This window comes from uncultured Paraglaciecola sp. (genome assembly GCF_963977085.1).
In the GTDB taxonomy this organism is placed as follows: domain Bacteria; phylum Pseudomonadota; class Gammaproteobacteria; order Enterobacterales; family Alteromonadaceae; genus Paraglaciecola.
Window position 1 is genome coordinate 38,607 of record NZ_CAXBNC010000003.1, and the last position, 17,737, is coordinate 56,343.

Sequence of the window (17,737 nt, forward strand, 5' to 3'; positions counted from 1 at the left end):
TGTAAATAGATGTTTAATCGCATACAAGATTTCCCCCCAAAAAGGGGATGTTGATGCCTTAAAAAACACCGTTTTTACCCAGCAGAATAGCTAGGATCCCAGTCTTTCCAGACAACTTCTAAGCCTGCTGCAGTCACAACCTTTGCCATTTTTTCGGGGCTGCGTTCGTCGTCAATATCAAATTGGCTCAGAATTTCAGTTTGGTCAGCGTAGCCCCCTGGTTGAGTCTTAGATCCTGCGCTTATCTGGGTTATGCCTAGCTTAAGAATATTATCTCGCAAGGTGGCTGATTCTCTGGTGGACATCACTATGTCTAATTGGGGACTAAGTAATCTAAAGGCGCAAATTAGCTGAACTAACTGAGCGTTGCTTGGCAGATGTTGCGGTTCTATGCCACCCATACAAGGGCGAAGGCGCGGAAACGCCACAGAGTAGCGAGTTCGCCAATAACGTTTTTGCATGTAATCTAAATGTATTGCGAGTTTTAAGCAGTCCAGGCGCCAGTCAGTTAAGCCTAATAAGCAGCCTAATCCCACTTTGTCCATTTCGGCTTGGCCTAATCTGTCCGGGGTTTCTAAGCGCCACCGAAAATCCGTTTTGTTGCCTTTTAGGTGATGCTTCCCATAAACATCTTGCTGGTAGCATTCCTGATACACTAAAACAGCATCGACACCTAACTGTCGTACCGCACTATATTGCTCGGTCGATAGTGGCTGTACTTCTAACATGACATAACTAAAGTAACGCTTGATGATAGGCAGTACTTGGGTGAAATAAGCCATACCAACTTTGGTTTCGTGTTCGCCTGTGACTAATAGAATATTGTCAAAGCCTAGTGCCTTTATAGCTTGGCATTCAGCTTCGACTTGTTGCGGCGTTAAAGTTGTGCGCTTGAGTTTATTACTCATAGAAAAACCGCAATAAGAGCAGTCGTTTGCGCACAAATTTGATAAATACAAAGGAATAAAAAATCCCAGTGTATGACCAAACCGCTGGCGAGTTAACGCTTGTGAACGTTGCGCCAATTGTTCTAAAAAAGGTTGGGCTGCTTTAGATAACAAAATAGGCATATCTGCGACTTCAATATTGGCTTGAGCGAGTACTCGGGTCACGTCTGATGCTTTGGCTTGAGTGAGATGTGCTTGTAATTGGCTGTCGTCAAGCGCCAGCCATTGCTGATAAAAACTGCTTTGTAGATATTGCATGTCTTAGAAACTCATCTCGTTGAGAAAACCTGTTAGTGAGCTGGTGGCATTGGCACCAGAGCATTGCACACCCAAGCCAGCTTGGTAGGCGTTATGTCCTGCTTGCACCGCCAATTTAAAAGCATTGCCCATAACAACTGGGTCGGGGGATACGGCCATGGCGGTATTTACTAATACCGCATCGGCTCCTATTTCCATGGCTAAGGTGGCATCAGAAGGCGCACCAATGCCGGCATCTATGATGACTGGCACTTGTGCTTGTTCAATAATAATCTCTAACATCGCACGAGTGCTAAGGCCCTGATTAGAACCTATTGCAGCGCCCAAAGGCATAACTGCAGCGCAACCCACTTCGGCTAAACGTTTACATAAAACCGGGTCAGCACTGCAATAAGGTAGTACCACAAAACCTAAAGCGCAGAGTTGTTCGGCAGCTAACAGAGTTTCAATAGGATCAGGCATTAAGTACTTGGGGTCGGGGTGAATTTCCAATTTTATCCAGTGAGTGCCTAATGCTTCGCGGCCTAATTGGGCAGCAAATATGGCTTCTTTAGCTGTGCGAGCACCAGATGTATTAGGCAGTAATTGCACCCCAAGTGGTGTTAGGTGGCTTAGTATATTGTCATTTTTTTGTTGTAAATCAGCACGTCTTAACGCCACAGTCACCAATTCACTGCCGCTTGCTTTGATAGTATTAGCCATGACTTCGGCACTTGAATATTTACCTGTACCGGTAAATAACCGTGAATAAAATGTTTTATCTGCAATCTTTAATGGCATAGATTTAACCCCCTGCTATGGCTTGAAATAGCGTGACATGGTCATCTTGATTCAGAGCCGTTGACGCCCATCTAGAGTGGGGTATGACACTGTCATTAATGGCTGCTGCTATATCAGTTTCAGGCCCATAATGTTGGTTTATCAATATTTGCAAAGTGCATGATGGCGGGATCTGTATCGTGTTATTATTTACTTTAATAAACATGGTTGTTCCTTAAATCTTTGGTTGCACAAATTGCACAGTTTGGGTCAATTTCTATTGCCAAACTTTGCCATTGCATGTGGATAGCATCGAATAGATGTAACTTCGCTTCTTGGCTTATTTGAATGAGATATTTAATCCCTTGTAAGGCCTGCATACTGCCAATGACCCCTACCAAGGGGCCCACCACGCCGTCTTGTAGACAACTGCTTTGATCCTCTGGGGTAGAATGGTAGATACATTGATAACAAGGGGAGTTAAAAGTCATGGGTAGCATTAATAACTGACCTTGAAAACCACTAGCAGCGCCGCTGATGAGTGGCCGTTGTAAGCGCACACAAGCCTGATTGATTAATAAACGAGTTGTTAGGTTATCGGTGCAATCGAGCACTAAATCCACATCTTTTATTAGACTCATTATGTTCTCTTCAGTGATTTTTTCTGTCACCGCTTGATATCGAACATCAGGGGCCATGGCCTTTAGGTTTATCGCGGCCTGTTGTGCTTTGTTACTGCCAATTTGTTGGTTCTGATATAAAATCTGTCGATGCAAATTACTGCGTTCTATTGTATCAAAGTCAGCCATCACTAAACGGCCTATACCGGCAGCTGCCAAATACATAGCTGCCGGACAACCTAAGCCGCCCATGCCTACAATTAACACTTGGGCTTGTTTAAGGCGTAACTGACCTGATTCGCCTAGTTCTGGTAGTAACATTTGTGGTGCGTAACGCAACTGCTCTTGTTGTGAAAGTCTGCTGTTCATGGCTGGGCCACTTCAATAACGTTATTAGTTGCAGTAGGCAGTAATTGTTTCAATAATTTCTTGGTTACTGCCTGCCAATTAGGCGCTTGTAAAATCGCTGACACCATGGCAATGCCGTCCACTGAGGTTTGCTGAACAGCCTTGACTCTTTGTTCTGAAATACCACCAATAGCAACAGTGGCTGCACCCTCACATAAATTCACATGGCGTTTTAAGTTATTTAAACCTTGTGGATTAGATGGCATCTGTTTTGTTTGGGTTGGGAATATGTGCCCAAGGGCGATATAGGTCGGTTTGAGTTGTTTAGCTATGAGTAATTCATGGTATCCGTGAGTAGAAATACCTAAACGTAACCCCGCTGCTTTTATGCTAGGTAAGTCAGCCAAAAGCAGATCTTCTTGACCTAAATGTACGCCATAGGCTTGGTATTTAATTGCCAACTGCCAGTAATCATTAATAAAAACTTGGGCTTGATAAGCGCGTCCCAAGGCGACTGCTTCATAGACTTGAGATTCTAAATCTTTTGCTGCAGGGTCCTTAACGCGCAATTGAATTGTTTTGACTCCCGCTTGTAATAATAGCGTTAACCATTTCACATTCGGGACCACGGGATATAAACCTAGCCACTGTTTGTTACAAGGTAAAAAGCCTAGCTGTTCTTCATGCTCTTTAGGCGTTAAGTCTTCGGTAGTGGTGATATAAGGGAAGTCTGCCGCCTGTTCTGGCCATCCACCATGGGCCACTGGCCCTGTACCTTGCCCTAATGGATAAGATAATCTAATACCTTGATTGATATAGGCTTTAGCGATAACAAGGGCGTCGTCTAATAGATATCCCTTGGCTATTGCGGCACTGATAGCTGATGCTAGTGTACAGCCCGTGCCATGAGTATGTAGGCTGTTTTGACGCAAAGAGCCCATACTAAATGAGCGCTCTGGGCCGTAATACTTATCGATAGCATACTGGCTATTGCCGTGGCCACCTTTGACCAATATCCCTTTACAGCCTTTGTTAATTAAAAAATCGACCGCTAATTTCTGCCCAGATAAATCCTCACAGGCAATGCCAGATAAAACAGCTAACTCCACTAGATTTGGAGTCAGCAAGTCGACTAAAGGCAGAAGTGTGTTTTTTATTGCTTCAGTTACCTCTTTGCCCGCCATTACATCACCGGTTGAAGCGACTTGAACAGGATCTAAGACAACAAAAGGGCGTGGTTGTAAACCAGAGCCAGTATCCCAAAATTTTAAAATCAAAGTGGCTAAGGTGTTAACTTGAGCAACTGATGCTAACAAACCCACCTTTATCACTTTAGGTGGGATGTCTTCTGTAAGGCTGGCAAGTTGCTGAGTAAAACTCTGTTCAGACACTACATCAAGGTGACTTACCCCTAAACTATTTTGTGCCGTAATGGCAGTGATAATAGTCGCCCCATGCACAGCAAAGTCATGTGCCGTTTTAATATCTGCCTGTATGCCGGCGCCACCACTGCTGTCACTGCCCGCCACCGACCAGATGACAGGCGGCGTATGCTGAGTTTGAGCTTCACTTGGGTGTGCCATGCATATCGCTTGATTATTGGGCGAGTCCACTAAATCTTTTCCTTTTCGAGCACTTGGTCAGCACGGTGATACAATTCGCTACCTTTATCTTTAAATACCTGCGACATGTTTTGCATGCCCTGTTCGATAGCGGATTGACTGGTGTGTACCGCTTGGGTATGACCTTGCATATCCACCATTTTTATCGCAATTTGTTGTTCATTTTCTAGGTTGGCTGCATAAGCTCTGACTTCTTCTGTTATTTTCATGGAGCAGAATTTAGGGCCACACATAGAACAAAAATGCGCAACCTTGCCAGATTCTTGCGGAATGGTTTGATCGTGATAGTCCCGGGCGGTTTCTGGGTCAAGAGATAGGTTAAACTGGTCTTCCCAGCGAAATTCAAAGCGGGCCTTTGATAAGGCGTTATCTCTGATCTGCGCGCCAGGATGACCTTTGGCTAAATCGGCAGCATGGGCTGCAATTTTGTAGGTGATTAACCCTTGTTTGACATCTTCTTTTTCAGGCAGGCCTAAGTGTTCTTTGGGGGTGACATAACACAACATGGCACAACCAAACCAACCAATCATAGCTGCCCCAATGCCTGAGGTGAAATGATCATAACCCGGAGCAATATCAGTGGTAAGCGGCCCTAAGGTATAAAATGGCGCTTCGTGGCAGTGCTGCAATTCTTCAGTCATGTTCTTTTTAATCATATGCATAGGCACATGTCCTGGACCTTCAATCATCACTTGAACATCATATTCCCAAGCGATTTTAGTCAGCTCACCTAATGTATGTAATTCGGCAAATTGCGCCTCATCATTGGCATCTGCAATGGAGCCAGGGCGCAGGCCATCACCCAAGCTAAGACTGATATCGTAACGGGCGCACAACTGGCAGATTTCTCTAAAACGAAGATATAAGAAACTTTCTTGATGATGAGATAAACACCACTTAGCCATAATAGAGCCACCACGTGACACAATGCCAGTAACACGTTTGGCGGTCATGGGTACATAGCGCAATAAGACACCCGCATGGATAGTGAAATAATCCACACCTTGTTCGGCTTGCTCGACTAAGGTGTCGTAAAACACTTGCCAGTTGAGGTCTTCTGCAATGCCGTTGACTTTTTCCAGCGCTTGGTAAATAGGTACAGTGCCAATAGGTACAGGGGAATTGCGAATGATCCATTCACGGGTTTCGTGAATATTACGACCCGTCGATAAATCCATTATGGTGTCTGCGCCCCAGCGCGTTGACCAGAGCAGTTTTTCCACTTCTTCTTCGATAGACGAAGTTACCGCAGAGTTACCAATGTTAGCGTTAATTTTAACTAAAAAATTTCGCCCTATGATCATAGGTTCACTTTCAGGATGATTAATATTCGCGGGAATAATTGCACGGCCTTGGGCGACTTCTTGGCGTACAAATTCAGGGGTAATTTGTTCTGGTAGGTTGGCTCCGAATGATTCTCCGGGGTGTTGTTGCAGTAATATCTCGTCAGTGATGCGTTGACGGCCCATGTTTTCACGTATGGCGATGTATTCCATTTCTTTGGTGACTATACCGCGACGAGCATAATGCATTTGGCTAACACATCGCCCTTGTTTGGCTATCTTAGGTAAAGGTCGGTGCTCAAAACGCAACTCATCTAAGGTCTCGTCCGATAAACGTTGCTGGGTGTAATTAGCATTGGATCCCGATAAAGTTTCGCAATCCTGACGTTGCTCTATCCAGGCACTACGTAATTTGGGTAAACCTTTATTCACATCAATACTGATGTTTGGATCGGTATAAGGACCAGAAGTATCATAAACTGGGATAGGTTCATTTTTGGCGAAGTCAGGCTTGTCCTTGCTGCCGCCTATGATGGAATCACTTAAGGCTATTTCCCGCATGCCTACACGCACATCACCTTCTGAATTATTAAGATAAATACGTGTTGAATTGGGGTAAGACTGGTGTTGTAAATTAGCAATAAATGCTTGGGCTTGTTCGCGACGTTCACGTCGACTTGGGTTGTTAGACATAGCAAAATCTCGTTAGTTAAGAGGATATTTGCTTGTCAGAAGTGTTGCGCAACTTAATTCAATTCACACCGATAAATGAGCAATTCACTTAGGGCGTTAATATGAGTTTGCTATTTAACCAATAAGGTTAAATGGTAAACAATCAGTTACTTTTGTTTCCTACGCAGGTGTTAGCCTGATCAGGTTCAACGGATCCCGTATAATTACGGTCTCAGCCTCGAGGGCACTCCGACAAGTAGCCAGAAGTGTAAACTTTCTGAGTAAAAGTACAAGAGCTAGGGTAAATGAGTTCCCGGCGTTAAGGTGGAAATCCCCCTTTTATTAACCTGTGCCTCAAACATTAGTTATTAGTTAACTGTGCCAACATCCTATCAAACGCCCGATAATGCAGCGCTTCAGCTAGATGTTGTTTTTGAATTTGTGGGGTGCTGGCTAGATCGGCAATAGTGCGGGCGACTTTTAATACTCTGTGATAGGTGCGTAATGACAGGCCTAATCTTTCTACTGCTTGTTGTAAAAACTGTTGATCTTGTTGGCTTAATTCACAATATTTTTGGACTTCTTTACTGCCTAATTGAGCGTTGGTTTTACCGCAACGAGTTAATTGTAGTTGGTGGGCTTTGATCACTCTGGCACGTACCACTTTACTGGTTTCACCGCGGCTTTTGACTTGTTCTGAAAATTCATTGTTGGCTAATTTAGGTACATCTACTTGCAGATCTATGCGATCTAAAAAAGGTCCTGAAATACGGTTTAAGTAACGTAATATTTGTTCAGACGAACACCTGCCATCGTTTAAACTGCCTGTTGGGCTAGGGTTCATGGCGGCGACTAGTTGGAACCGAGCTGGGAATTGCGCTTGCCGAGCGGCTCTTGAAATACTCACTGTGCCTGACTCCAATGGCTCTCGTAATACGTCCAATACTTTTCTGTCGAATTCGGGGAGTTCATCAAGAAAAAGTACGCCATTATGGGCCAAGCTTATCTCGCCAGGTCTTGGAATACTGCCGCCGCCCACTAAGGCTACGGCTGAACTGGTGTGATGAGGGTGACGAAAAGCGCGGTGTTTCCATGTGGCGGGATCCACAGCTTTACCCACAATAGAATGTACTGCTGCAGTGGCTAGTGCTTCTTCATCTGTCATAGGGGGTAAAATGGTGATGAGGCGACTGGCTAACATGGTTTTACCAGTGCCTGGTGGCCCGGTAAAAAGTAAGTTATGGCCACCGGCAGCGGCAATTTCTAAGGCTCGTTTACCTGCAATTTGACCAACAACATCTTGTAAATCATTTTCATACTCAGCCAGTTTAGTGACTGTTTGGGTGTGATATAGGTCTAAACTTTGTTGCCCACTTATGTGGCTATACACTTCTAATAATTGTGTCGCTGGGACAATTTGGGCCTGTTTAATCAGAGAGGCTTCTGGGGCGTTTTTAAAGGGCAATATGGCGGTGCGATTAGCTTGGGTGCAGGCATAAGTAAAAGGTAAAGCTCCTGTAATGGCACGAATTTCTCCAGATAAGGCTAATTCACCTGCCAGTTCAATATTGTGTAATTGGTTTTCTGGCAGCTGTAAGGTGGCAGCAATAATCCCTATAGCAATGGCTAAATCGAAACGACCGCCTTCTTTAGGCAAATCTGCTGGGGCTAGGTTTACAGTGATACGTTTAGCTGGGAACTCAAAGCCCGAATTAATCAAGGCGCTGCGGACCCTGTCTTTGGCTTCCCGAACCGATGCTTCTGGCAAACCGACTAAGTTAAAACAAGGAAGGCCGTTGGATAGGTGTACTTCAACGGTAATAAGCGGCGCATCAATGCCTACACTTGCTCTTGAATAAACGACAGCTAAAGACATGAAGCAACTCCATTTGCATACAGGGTGAGTCTTAAGGCTAGCTAATCATCTTAAAATTGCGAGTTATTCATCCTTCACTGAATCATGAGGATTAAAAACAGGAAGATGCCAGTTCCATTTCATTGCACCTAAACGGCAGAACAAGGTAATGCAGAAGCCGATAATCATACAGCTCACAGTACTTAAACCTAGTTGTAAGCCTAAGATATAACTTGCTCCACCTAAAATACAGGCGGTGGCATAGAGTTCACCTTTTAACACCATAGGAATTTCTCGACAAATGACATCTCGAATTAACCCTCCAAAAACTCCAGTCATTGTACCTAATGCAATGGCAATTAAAGGAGAGGCTCCGTAAGTTAACGCTTTTTGCAAACCCATGACATTAAAAAAGGCTAATCCAATGGCATCGGCAAAAAATAGGTAGCGAAGAGGAAAGGTGTCTTTGCTACGCAACCAAATAATAGTGGAGAAAGCTGCGAGGATGATCACATAAAAAAAACTTGGATCTTGTACCCAAAATACCGGTAAATCTAAAATCATGTCGCGTAACGTACCACCGCCAATGGCAGTAACAGACGCGAGCACTACAACGCCAAAACCGTCCATGTGTTTTTTATATGCCATTAGGGTGCCTGCGATTGCAAAAACAGCCACACCTGCCAAATCAACCCAATGTAACCAAGTTTCCATATGCCCCCTAAGGTTTGTTATTTTTTATTCAGTCGTCTTAAAAAAGGACTATTGTTATCTAAGGCCTTTTATAACCCCGTTATTTTTTATCCACCTTTTTCAGGTGGTCTGGGTATATAACCCGCTAAAAAGGCATATAGCAATGCTTGATCAAAATATCTCCTTCATGCTATTTCTATAACCAGTAATGATAAATAAAATTTGTGATGTGATGCTCTATTCTTTTTTGCGCAATGCGGTGACAACATATCTAGTCCACGGGCTAGTGATTATTTTATTGCGGGGATAGTGCCGGTAGAGGTTAATTCTAAAACCCCCCGCACGAAAGTTCGAGGGGTTTTTTGTTATTACCTTCTAAGTTTAAGAAATAGATTGCCCACAACAGCTTTATCAATGTTTGGTTAATGTTAACCAAGTAGCCATTTTTAATAAATTTAATTAAAGAGTACATACCATGTCAAAGTTACGATCAGCCACCAGTACCCAAGGACGCAATATGGCGGGCGCTCGCGCCCTATGGCGAGCCACAGGCATGAAAGATGGGGACTTTGGTAAGCCAATTATTGCCGTATCTAATTCATTTACTCAATTTGTGCCTGGGCATGTGCACCTAAAAGATATGGGACAACTAGTAGCGCGCAGCATAGAAGCGGCTGGTGGCGTAGCCAAAGAATTTAATACCATAGCAGTGGATGACGGTATTGCTATGGGCCATAGCGGCATGTTGTATAGCTTGCCATCACGGGAAATTATTGCAGATGCAGTTGAATATATGGTTAATGCTCATTGCGCTGACGCTATAGTGTGTATTTCCAACTGTGATAAAATCACTCCCGGCATGTTAATGGCCGCTTTGCGTTTGAATGTACCGGTTATTTTTGTTTCTGGTGGTCCAATGGAAGCCGGTAAAACTAAGTTGTCTGATCAAATCATTAAATTGGATTTGGTGGACGCTATGGTGGCGGGTGTTGATGACAAGGTGAGCGACAAAGAGAGTGAACAAGTTGAACGTTCTGCTTGCCCAACTTGTGGTTCTTGTTCAGGTATGTTTACTGCTAACTCAATGAACTGTTTAACTGAAGCTTTAGGGTTATCTTTACCAGGTAATGGTTCAATGCTGGCCACACATGCCGATCGTGAAGGTTTGTTTAAACAAGCGGGTTCACAAATTGTTGAGTTATGTCGTCGTTATTATCAGGAAAATGACGAGTCGGTGTTGCCGCGAAATATCGCTAACTTTAAAGCATTTGAAAACGCTATGACCTTAGACATCGCTATGGGCGGTTCAACCAATACCATATTGCATTTATTAGCCGCTGCCGTTGAAGGAGAAATACCTTTCACTTTGGATGACATCGATAGGTTATCTCGTAAAGTACCACATTTATGTAAAGTCGCCCCTTCTACTCCCCAATATCATATGGAAGATGTGCACCGGGCTGGTGGTGTATTGGGTATTTTAGCTGAGATAAACCGTGCCGGATTGTTACATACCGATTCTCCACACGTATTAGGTAAAACTATAGGTGAAGTGATAGCTGAGTGGGATATCACTAATCCTGCAAATGAATACGCATTGGAATTTTACAAAGCAGGACCTGCTGGCATTCGTACTACTAAAGCCTTCAGTCAAAACTGTCGTTATCCTACAGCCGATACAGATCGCGAAAATGGTTGTATCCGTAACCGCGCCAATGCCTTTAGTGAAGAAGGTGGCTTAGCTGTGTTATTCGGTAACATTGCCGAAAATGGTTGTATTGTAAAAACCGCGGGCGTTGATGAGTCTATTCATAAGTTTACTGGTCGCGCACGTATCTATGAAAGCCAAGATGAGGCAGTAAAAGCAATTCTGGACGACCAGGTGATTGCCGGTGATGTGGTGATCATTCGTTATGAAGGTCCTAAAGGTGGTCCAGGTATGCAAGAAATGCTTTACCCTACTACTTATCTTAAAGCCAAGGGTTTAGGTAAAGAGTGTGCACTTATTACTGATGGACGTTTTTCTGGTGGTACCTCAGGTTTGTCTATTGGACATTGTGCACCTGAAGCAGCCAGTGGTGGTGGAATTGGTTTAGTCGAAGAAGGTGATACTATCCTTATCGATATCCCAGCACGTAAAATTGGCATAGATATCAGCGATCAAGCATTACAAACGCGTCGCGAGAAGATGGACGCAAGTGAAAGGCCATGGAAACCTGTTTCTCGTGTTCGTAAAGTGTCACTTGCCCTTAAAGCTTATGCTTTATTAGCCACCAGTGCCGATAAAGGTGCGGTGCGAGATGCATCAAAATTGGAAGATTAAATGAGCCGTTCAGCCAATGAATACTTAAAGAGTATATTGTTATCCCCTGTTTATGATGTGGCGGTGAATTCGGATCTTCAAAAGCTAGAAAAACTATCTGCTTCTTTAGGTAACGAAATTTGGCTGAAAAGAGAAGACCAGCAACCGGTTAAGTCTTTTAAGTTGCGCGGTGCTTATAACAAGTTAAGCCAATTATCAGATGAACAACTCGCCAAAGGTGTAGTGGCTTCGTCGGCTGGTAACCATGCCCAAGGTGTGGCTTATTCAGCGAGGAAAAAAGCCATAAAAGCCACAATAGTGATGCCCGCTACTGCGCCAGATATAAAAGTAGAAGCAGTACGAGATTTTGGCGGTGAATTTGTCGATATAGTGTTGCATGGCACCAGTTTCGATCAGGCAAAAGAAGAAGCTTTACGTCTGTCGAAAGAGCATGGTTACACTATGGTTTCGCCTTTTGATGACGAGGATGTGATTGTAGGGCAAGGTACCATAGCCCGTGAATTACTTGAGCAGAATCCTGATTTGGATACGTTGTTTATTGCTGTGGGTGGTGGTGGTCTCATTGCTGGTATCTCGGTGTTTCTGAAGCAGCTCAAGCCTGATCTTAAAATTATCGCAGTCGAGTCTGATGAATCAGCCTGTTTACAGGCAGCAATGTTAGCAGGTAAACCTGTTCCCCTTGATCATGTAGGTATTTTTGCTGACGGTGTGGCCGTTAAAATTATTGGTGAAGAACCTTTTCGTTTATGCCAAAAATACGTTGATGAAGTCATTACCGTCAACACAGACGAAATTTGTGCAGCCATCAAAGATATATTTGATGATACTCGTGTGATTGCTGAACCTGCTGGGGCTTTGTCGGTTGCAGGTATACGCAAATACCTTAAAAGCAATCCCATGCAGGGCAAAAAAATCGGTGGAATTTTATGTGGCGCAAATATTAATTTTCATACCTTACGTTATGTCTCTGAACGTTGCGAGTTAGGTGAACAAAAAGAAGCGGTGATTGCCGTTAAAATACCAGAGCGCACTGGCGCATTTAGGGATTTTTGTGCGCTGCTAGGCGGGCGCGCCATTACTGAATTTAACTACCGTTATTCTACTGATCGTGAAGCCCATATTTTTGTCGGTATTAAGTTGAAAAAAGGCCGTGAAGAATTAGCCCAGTTAACTGACTCGCTAAGCGTTAATGGATATAAAAGTTTTGATTTATCTGAAAATGAAATGGCTAAGTTACATGTGCGCTACATGGTAGGCGGCAGGCCTCCTAGTCTACTAAACGAAAAGTTATTTTCCTTTGAATTTCCTGAGTATCCTGGGGCCTTAATGAAGTTTTTGGATACCTTGGGAGAAAGGTGGAATATTACATTGTTTCATTATCGTAATCATGGCGCTGCAGATGGTCTAGTGTTGGCTGGTTTTGATATAGTCGATGCTGATAGAGGTGAATTTGATAAACATTTAGCCAAATTAGGTTATTTGTATGAAGAGCAAACGGATAACCCTGCATATAAGTTTTTCTTGTCTGACTTAAATGGTGTTTTTGAGTTATAAATGCAAAAAATAGTTGATGAAATTGCAGCAAAGATAGCCTCTAAAACCGATAAAGGCATAGTCGCTAGTTATATTCCCCAATTGGCTTGTGTTAACCCTGATCAGTTTTCAATCAGTGTGGCTTTACCCGATGGAGCAGTTTATAGCGCCGGAGGTGCGCAAACTTTATTCTCAATTCAGAGTATTTCTAAAGTATTTACTTTGACCTTAGCCTTAGGAAAACTTGGTGAAAGGGTGTGGAATAGAGTGGGCAGAGAGCCTTCAGGTGACCCTTTTAATTCTATTGTGCAACTTGAGCATGAACAGGGAAAACCACGTAACCCTTTTGTCAATGCAGGGGCAATCGCCATTGCAGACGCCATTATTCAAGGTCATCAACCCAAAGAAACCTTAGCAGAAATCCTGCAATTTATGCGCTATTTAGCTGATGATGAAAGTATCGCCATTGATGAAAAGGTGGCGCGTTCAGAAGAAATGACCGGTGATAGGAATGCTTCTTTGGCGCATTTTATGGCTTCTTTTGGACATTTTCAAAATCCTGTTGATGCGGTATTAGGTACTTATTTTCATCACTGTTCTATTGCCATGACCACAGCCCAGCTTGCTACTGCAGGATTATTTTTAGCTAATGATGGTCTTAATCCCATTACAGGTTATAGAGTGGTGTCACCTAATAGAGCAAAACGTATTAATGCGTTGATGTTGATGTGTGGTCATTATGATGGTTCTGGGGAGTTTGCCTATCGAGTGGGGCTACCCGGTAAAAGTGGTGTGGGTGGAGGCATACTCGCTATCGCGCCAGGCAAAGCTTCTATCGCAGTATGGTCACCGGGGCTGGATACTATTGGCAACAGTAAACTTGGCACAGAAGCGTTGGAGTTACTTACCCGAAAAACCGGTTGGTCGGTGTTTGGGCAATAAAGGTGGATTACTACTAAACTCTTCAGCCGTCTCCAAGTCGTTTCTATCTTTTCAAAGTCTTTTTTAGTAGTCTTTTGGCTTTTGTTTTAGCCTTATTATGGATCCTGCATTTTGCAAACACTCTTACAGCTAAAGTCTGGTAAATTGATGGGTATTTCTCATTTAACTTTGTCAGAAAACCTCACTACCTTTCCAATTGAAATTTTATCTTTAGCTGATTCATTAGAAATATTAGATTTATCCAATAATCAACTTAAATCAATACCCGCTGAGATTAAACAACTCAATAAATTGAAGATAATTTTTGCCTCTAATAATCTTTTTGAGGATTTGCCTGAGAGTCTTGGGCAGTGTAAAAGTTTGGAAATGATAGGCTTTAAAGCCAACAAAATTAAGGACGTTCCTGAGCAATCATTACCAGTCAAGTTGCGCTGGTTAATTTTAACAGACAATCAGATAACTCGTTTACCAGACTCTTTGGGTGAACGCCCAAGAATGCAAAAATTAGCTTTGTCTGGCAATCAACTTAAGGAATTACCTGCTAATTTGGCGCAATTGTATAACCTAGAGTTAGTGCGTATTTCAGCGAACGATATCACTCAGTTTCCAGATCAATTGCTAAACTTACCTAAACTCGCTTGGTTAGCATTCAGTGGTAATCCCTTTAGTCGTACTAAAAGTGATATTCAGAGCATTCCTAGCGTCGCTTCTTCAAGCCTAACCTTGCACAATGTGCTTGGACAAGGGGCCTCGGGTGTGATTTCAAAAGCAGTTTGGAATTCGCCTACCGCAGCTTTTCCTGAAGAGGTCGCAATCAAAGTATTTAAAAGTGAATTGACTAGCGACGGATACCCAGAAGATGAATTGCAAGCCTGTCTGAAAGTAGGTGAGCATGCGAATCTAATTAAGCCACTGGCACAGATAAATGAAAAACACTGTTTAGCTCTGGTTATGGAGCTTATCCCTGAACATTATAACAATCTAGGTTTACCACCTGACTTTGATACTTGTACTCGGGATACTTTTAAAGTCGGCTTTACACTTTCCATTGGGCAGATCAGTAAGATAGTCGAACAAATGCAGCTTGTATTTACACACTTACATCAAAATCTGGTTTGCCACGGCGACTTATATGCACATAACACTTTGTTTGACCAAGACGCCAATATCATTTTCGGCGACTTTGGTGCCGCATCTATGTATCACATGTTAAATGAAAAACAGCAGGCTCAAATTCAAAAAATTGAACGTCGAGCATTGCATAATTTTATTCAAGACTTACTCAGTGTTTGTAATGAAGAAGATAAAATCAGTAAACAATATAAGTTTTTAAACTCTCAACTCCACTAGTTTTTTATAAGTTTGAGGCAACTAAATCTGTTGTAAACGCTGGGCTATCTCAGGTTCGATTAAGTTAATGACATCGGTTTTTAATATCACACTCTGTTCGGTGTGGTGTAGCTGACCATTGTCATCTGCTTCAATCAATGCATTCTCTTTTAATGCGTTGATAAAAGTACCTAGTACTTTTTTATCGAAAAACTCAGGGGAATTAATGCCATGTAATGCGGCTAATCTCTCGGCAAATTGTGCACTTTTCTTTTCTAATTCTGATCGACTGACTTGTTCTTGTCTGGATAATAACGTGAGTACCACAGCATATCGCTGCAGCGTTTCTTGAATACTACGATTCAGTAACCAAGCGGAATAAAAGGATTGACTGGTTGCAGCAGGTGGTTGGACTTTGGTGTCGTCTGTTTCCAGCATCCCCATTTCTAACATTTTATTGATTAAAGATTCAGTATAATCTGCTGCTTGAGCAACACTCATATAAATAAACAACTCTCGCTTTAACAATGGATAGAGTTTGCCCACCATATCTAGAATTTGTTGTTTTGATAAACCATTGTGGGCAAAGACTATTGCCGCAATTAGCCCCGGTAGCGCAAACATATGCAAAATATTGTTTCGGTAATAGGTAAGAGGAATGGCATTGCGATCTTTTAGTGAGATTATCTTACCAAAATTATCTTCTGATACAGTGAATTTATTCAGCTTGAGGGTGTTTTCCAGTAATTTTTTACCCGATATTTTCGGTATAGTGGCCAGTACACTGTAAGGAGCGTCACTTAACAATTCTAAAAAGTGCTCAATGGCCTGTTCTAACTCAGTCTGAGCCATCGCATGTTTTTTTGCTGACAACAAACAAATAGCACAAATTGCCATACCACTAATGGCTGCGGCTTGGTTGATTCGACCCATCACATCTGTGGCAAGATTGTTGACAACAGGAGTCAGCCATTGTGGCTTTTTGTCGTTATTATTGTCTTGTTCATCGCGCCAATTAGGCCTTTGTTGGTCGAGGTAATTGGTTAAATTAATGGGCTCGCCAAAATTAAGAAAACCATAGCCATAATTTTTGAGTTTCTTAATGGCTGAAAATATCTGTAAGAAAGATTCTTTTTTCTTTCCTGTGCCATTGAGTTCTTTGAGGTAGCTAGATACTTCCATCACATGTTCGTAACCAATATAAACCGGCACTATACTCACTGGGCGATTAACACCTTTGATTAATGCCTGCAATGTCATCGCCAGCATGCCCGTTTTAGGTGGTAATAGTCGCCCTGTTCGACTGCGTCCACCTTCAGGAAAATACTTTACTGAATACCCTTTGTTAAACAACAATTCTAAGTACTCACGAAACACCGCAGTGTAGAGTTTGTTGCCAGCAAAGCTGCGGCGCAAATAAAACGCACCAGCTTTACGTAGTATTCCACCAACAGGACGAAAGTTAAGGTTAATCCCAGCAGCGATATGTGGTGTAACTAAACCTTGGTGGTAAATAACGTAGGTGAGCAGTAAATAATCCATATGGCTACGGTGACAAGGTACATAGATAATTTCGTGGCCATTTTGTGCTAACGCTCGCACTTTTTCAGCATGCCTAACTTCGATGCCGTTATAAATTTTGTTCCAAATTTTGGTTAAAATTCTCTCTCCCAGTCTGATTAGCCCGGGTCTGTAATCAGCAGCAATTTCATTAACGTATTTTTTTGCTTGTTGCTTGGCTTGTTGATGACTTAGTTTTTTACTTCGCGCTTCTTCGACGATAGCTTTACGTACCGATTTAGCACCCAAAACGCCATTATATAATTGATGGCGTTCAAGAATGTTAGGACCAGTCAAGTTTTGATGACGTCGATAAAAATGAGTACCGGCCACGCGGATTAACTTATGGGCGATGTCCTCATCACTGCCTTTTAACTGGATCATTTTTCTTGAAGAAACGGCTTTGCTGTAACACACAAAATTGTCTCTACCTAAAAACAACACAATAAAAAATTTACGTAGCCAACTTGGGGACATTTGGTTGGCGATAACGTCGGACCATCCAGAAGTGTTTTTATCTGGGGCTCTACCCCAAAGAATAGACACTGGCACTATTTGAATATCCAAATCTGGATTTTCTCTGTGCAGCTTGAATAGTTTGGCCGCATCTTCTTGAATAGAAGTGTCTGTGGTTTTGCGATTGAACACAGAGCGCGGTTTCTGTAAAAATAAACAGGAAGAATGGCTTTGACCCGCAATCATAATATTTAGTGTGGGCTTGGGTAGCCCCAAGGCTACAGCAGACATTTTTAACGCTAATTGGTCTGTAACAGAATGGGTACGAAGCAAATAAACAATGGGCCGATCTTTGTCTATGCCCAATTCGGATCTTAGATCACTTGGAATACTGTTTACCTTTACCAGCCATTTTACCGGTACGGATACAATTGCCAACAGCAATTTATGTAGCCACAACATACTATTTTGCTCGCAGTTAAAAAACTTGCGAAGGATACCACAGACATTCCTAGCTGTTTATCTTTGATAATCGGA

At 42.7% G+C, this 17,737-nt stretch carries 13 protein-coding genes and 1 riboswitch; of the genes, 4 read left to right on the forward strand and 9 right to left on the reverse strand.

The genetic code is table 11. The features are described from left to right. Nucleotides 1-74: 74 nt before the first annotated feature. The 8 genes from thiH to AAC000_RS04445 form a co-directional block, all read right to left on the reverse strand. Nucleotides 75-1,205 carry a 2-iminoacetate synthase ThiH gene (gene thiH / locus AAC000_RS04410; protein ID WP_339720446.1) on the reverse strand — a complete coding sequence of 377 codons (1,131 nt, stop codon included), beginning with the start codon at nucleotides 1,203-1,205 and terminating at the stop codon, nucleotides 75-77. A gap of 3 nt (nucleotides 1,206-1,208) precedes the next feature. After that, a complete protein-coding gene (locus AAC000_RS04415) occupies nucleotides 1,209-1,985 on the reverse strand; it encodes a thiazole synthase (RefSeq protein ID WP_339720447.1) in 777 nt (258 codons plus the stop codon). A 4-nt stretch (nucleotides 1,986-1,989) separates the two neighbouring features. Next, nucleotides 1,990-2,190: a sulfur carrier protein ThiS gene (gene thiS / locus AAC000_RS04420; RefSeq protein WP_339720449.1), complete on the reverse strand. Its 201-nt coding sequence runs from the start codon at nucleotides 2,188-2,190 to the stop codon at nucleotides 1,990-1,992. Further along, a complete protein-coding gene (locus AAC000_RS04425; protein ID WP_339720450.1) occupies nucleotides 2,180-2,953 on the reverse strand; it encodes a HesA/MoeB/ThiF family protein in 774 nt (257 codons plus the stop codon). The genes thiS and AAC000_RS04425 overlap by 11 nt, the downstream gene beginning before the upstream one ends. Then, a complete protein-coding gene (thiE, locus tag AAC000_RS04430; RefSeq protein WP_339720452.1) occupies nucleotides 2,950-4,515 on the reverse strand; it encodes a thiamine phosphate synthase in 1,566 nt (521 codons plus the stop codon). Before thiE ends, AAC000_RS04425 begins: the two co-directional genes overlap by 4 nt. A 29-nt stretch (nucleotides 4,516-4,544) precedes the next feature. Beyond that, entirely contained in the window at nucleotides 4,545-6,530 is a 1,986-nt protein-coding gene (gene thiC, locus AAC000_RS04435; protein ID WP_339720453.1) for a phosphomethylpyrimidine synthase ThiC, read from the reverse strand. Nucleotides 6,531-6,669: 139 nt separating this feature from the next. Continuing rightward, nucleotides 6,670-6,771: riboswitch (TPP riboswitch) on the reverse strand. A 99-nt stretch (nucleotides 6,772-6,870) separates the two neighbouring features. After that, the gene (locus tag AAC000_RS04440; RefSeq protein ID WP_339720455.1) at nucleotides 6,871-8,385 is read right to left on the reverse strand and encodes a YifB family Mg chelatase-like AAA ATPase; all 1,515 of its coding nucleotides are present in this window, start codon (nucleotides 8,383-8,385) and stop codon (nucleotides 6,871-6,873) included. Nucleotides 8,386-8,448: 63 nt separating this feature from the next. Further along, on the reverse strand, nucleotides 8,449-9,078 hold the full coding sequence (locus AAC000_RS04445; RefSeq protein WP_339720456.1) for a trimeric intracellular cation channel family protein: 630 nt from the start codon (nucleotides 9,076-9,078) through the stop codon (nucleotides 8,449-8,451). A 454-nt stretch (nucleotides 9,079-9,532) separates the two neighbouring features. On the opposite strand from AAC000_RS04445, the gene ilvD reads away from it, so the two are divergent. The 4 genes from ilvD (at nucleotide 9,533) to AAC000_RS04465 (ending at nucleotide 15,205) form a co-directional block, all read left to right on the forward strand. After that, complete coding sequence (gene ilvD / locus AAC000_RS04450; RefSeq protein WP_339720458.1) at nucleotides 9,533-11,380, forward strand: dihydroxy-acid dehydratase; 1,848 nt, start codon at nucleotides 9,533-9,535, stop codon at nucleotides 11,378-11,380. Then, nucleotides 11,381-12,934 (forward strand): threonine ammonia-lyase, biosynthetic, encoded by a 1,554-nt coding sequence (gene ilvA / locus AAC000_RS04455; protein ID WP_339720459.1) that lies wholly within the window; start codon nucleotides 11,381-11,383, stop codon nucleotides 12,932-12,934. It begins immediately after the preceding gene. Beyond that, the gene (locus AAC000_RS04460; protein ID WP_339720461.1) at nucleotides 12,935-13,855 is read left to right on the forward strand and encodes a glutaminase; all 921 of its coding nucleotides are present in this window, start codon (nucleotides 12,935-12,937) and stop codon (nucleotides 13,853-13,855) included. Nucleotides 13,856-13,966: 111 nt separating this feature from the next. Continuing rightward, nucleotides 13,967-15,205, forward strand: coding sequence for a leucine-rich repeat-containing protein kinase family protein (locus tag AAC000_RS04465; protein WP_339720463.1), 1,239 nt, complete (start codon nucleotides 13,967-13,969; stop codon nucleotides 15,203-15,205). 21 nt (nucleotides 15,206-15,226) lie between these two features. Here the strand turns inward: AAC000_RS04465 and plsB are convergent, their stop codons facing one another. Next, on the reverse strand, nucleotides 15,227-17,662 hold the full coding sequence (gene plsB, locus AAC000_RS04470) for a glycerol-3-phosphate 1-O-acyltransferase PlsB (RefSeq protein ID WP_339720465.1): 2,436 nt from the start codon (nucleotides 17,660-17,662) through the stop codon (nucleotides 15,227-15,229). Nucleotides 17,663-17,737 lie beyond the last annotated feature (75 nt).

What these genes read in the sequence shown, in the direction of transcription:
- thiH (WP_339720446.1), bottom strand. Translation starts at nt 1,205, where the DNA reads ATGCAATATCTACAAAGCAGTTTTTATCAGCAATGGCTGGCGCTTGAC.
- AAC000_RS04415 (WP_339720447.1), bottom strand. Translation starts at nt 1,985, where the DNA reads ATGCCATTAAAGATTGCAGATAAAACATTTTATTCACGGTTATTTACC.
- thiS (WP_339720449.1), bottom strand. Translation starts at nt 2,190, where the DNA reads ATGTTTATTAAAGTAAATAATAACACGATACAGATCCCGCCATCATGC.
- AAC000_RS04425 (WP_339720450.1), bottom strand. Translation starts at nt 2,953, where the DNA reads ATGAACAGCAGACTTTCACAACAAGAGCAGTTGCGTTACGCACCACAA.
- thiE (WP_339720452.1), bottom strand. Translation starts at nt 4,515, where the DNA reads ATGGCACACCCAAGTGAAGCTCAAACTCAGCATACGCCGCCTGTCATC.
- thiC (WP_339720453.1), bottom strand. Translation starts at nt 6,530, where the DNA reads ATGTCTAACAACCCAAGTCGACGTGAACGTCGCGAACAAGCCCAAGCA.
- AAC000_RS04440 (WP_339720455.1), bottom strand. Translation starts at nt 8,385, where the DNA reads ATGTCTTTAGCTGTCGTTTATTCAAGAGCAAGTGTAGGCATTGATGCG.
- AAC000_RS04445 (WP_339720456.1), bottom strand. Translation starts at nt 9,078, where the DNA reads ATGGAAACTTGGTTACATTGGGTTGATTTGGCAGGTGTGGCTGTTTTT.
- ilvD (WP_339720458.1), top strand. Translation starts at nt 9,533, where the DNA reads ATGTCAAAGTTACGATCAGCCACCAGTACCCAAGGACGCAATATGGCG.
- ilvA (WP_339720459.1), top strand. Translation starts at nt 11,381, where the DNA reads ATGAGCCGTTCAGCCAATGAATACTTAAAGAGTATATTGTTATCCCCT.
- AAC000_RS04460 (WP_339720461.1), top strand. Translation starts at nt 12,935, where the DNA reads ATGCAAAAAATAGTTGATGAAATTGCAGCAAAGATAGCCTCTAAAACC.
- plsB (WP_339720465.1), bottom strand. Translation starts at nt 17,662, where the DNA reads ATGTTGTGGCTACATAAATTGCTGTTGGCAATTGTATCCGTACCGGTA.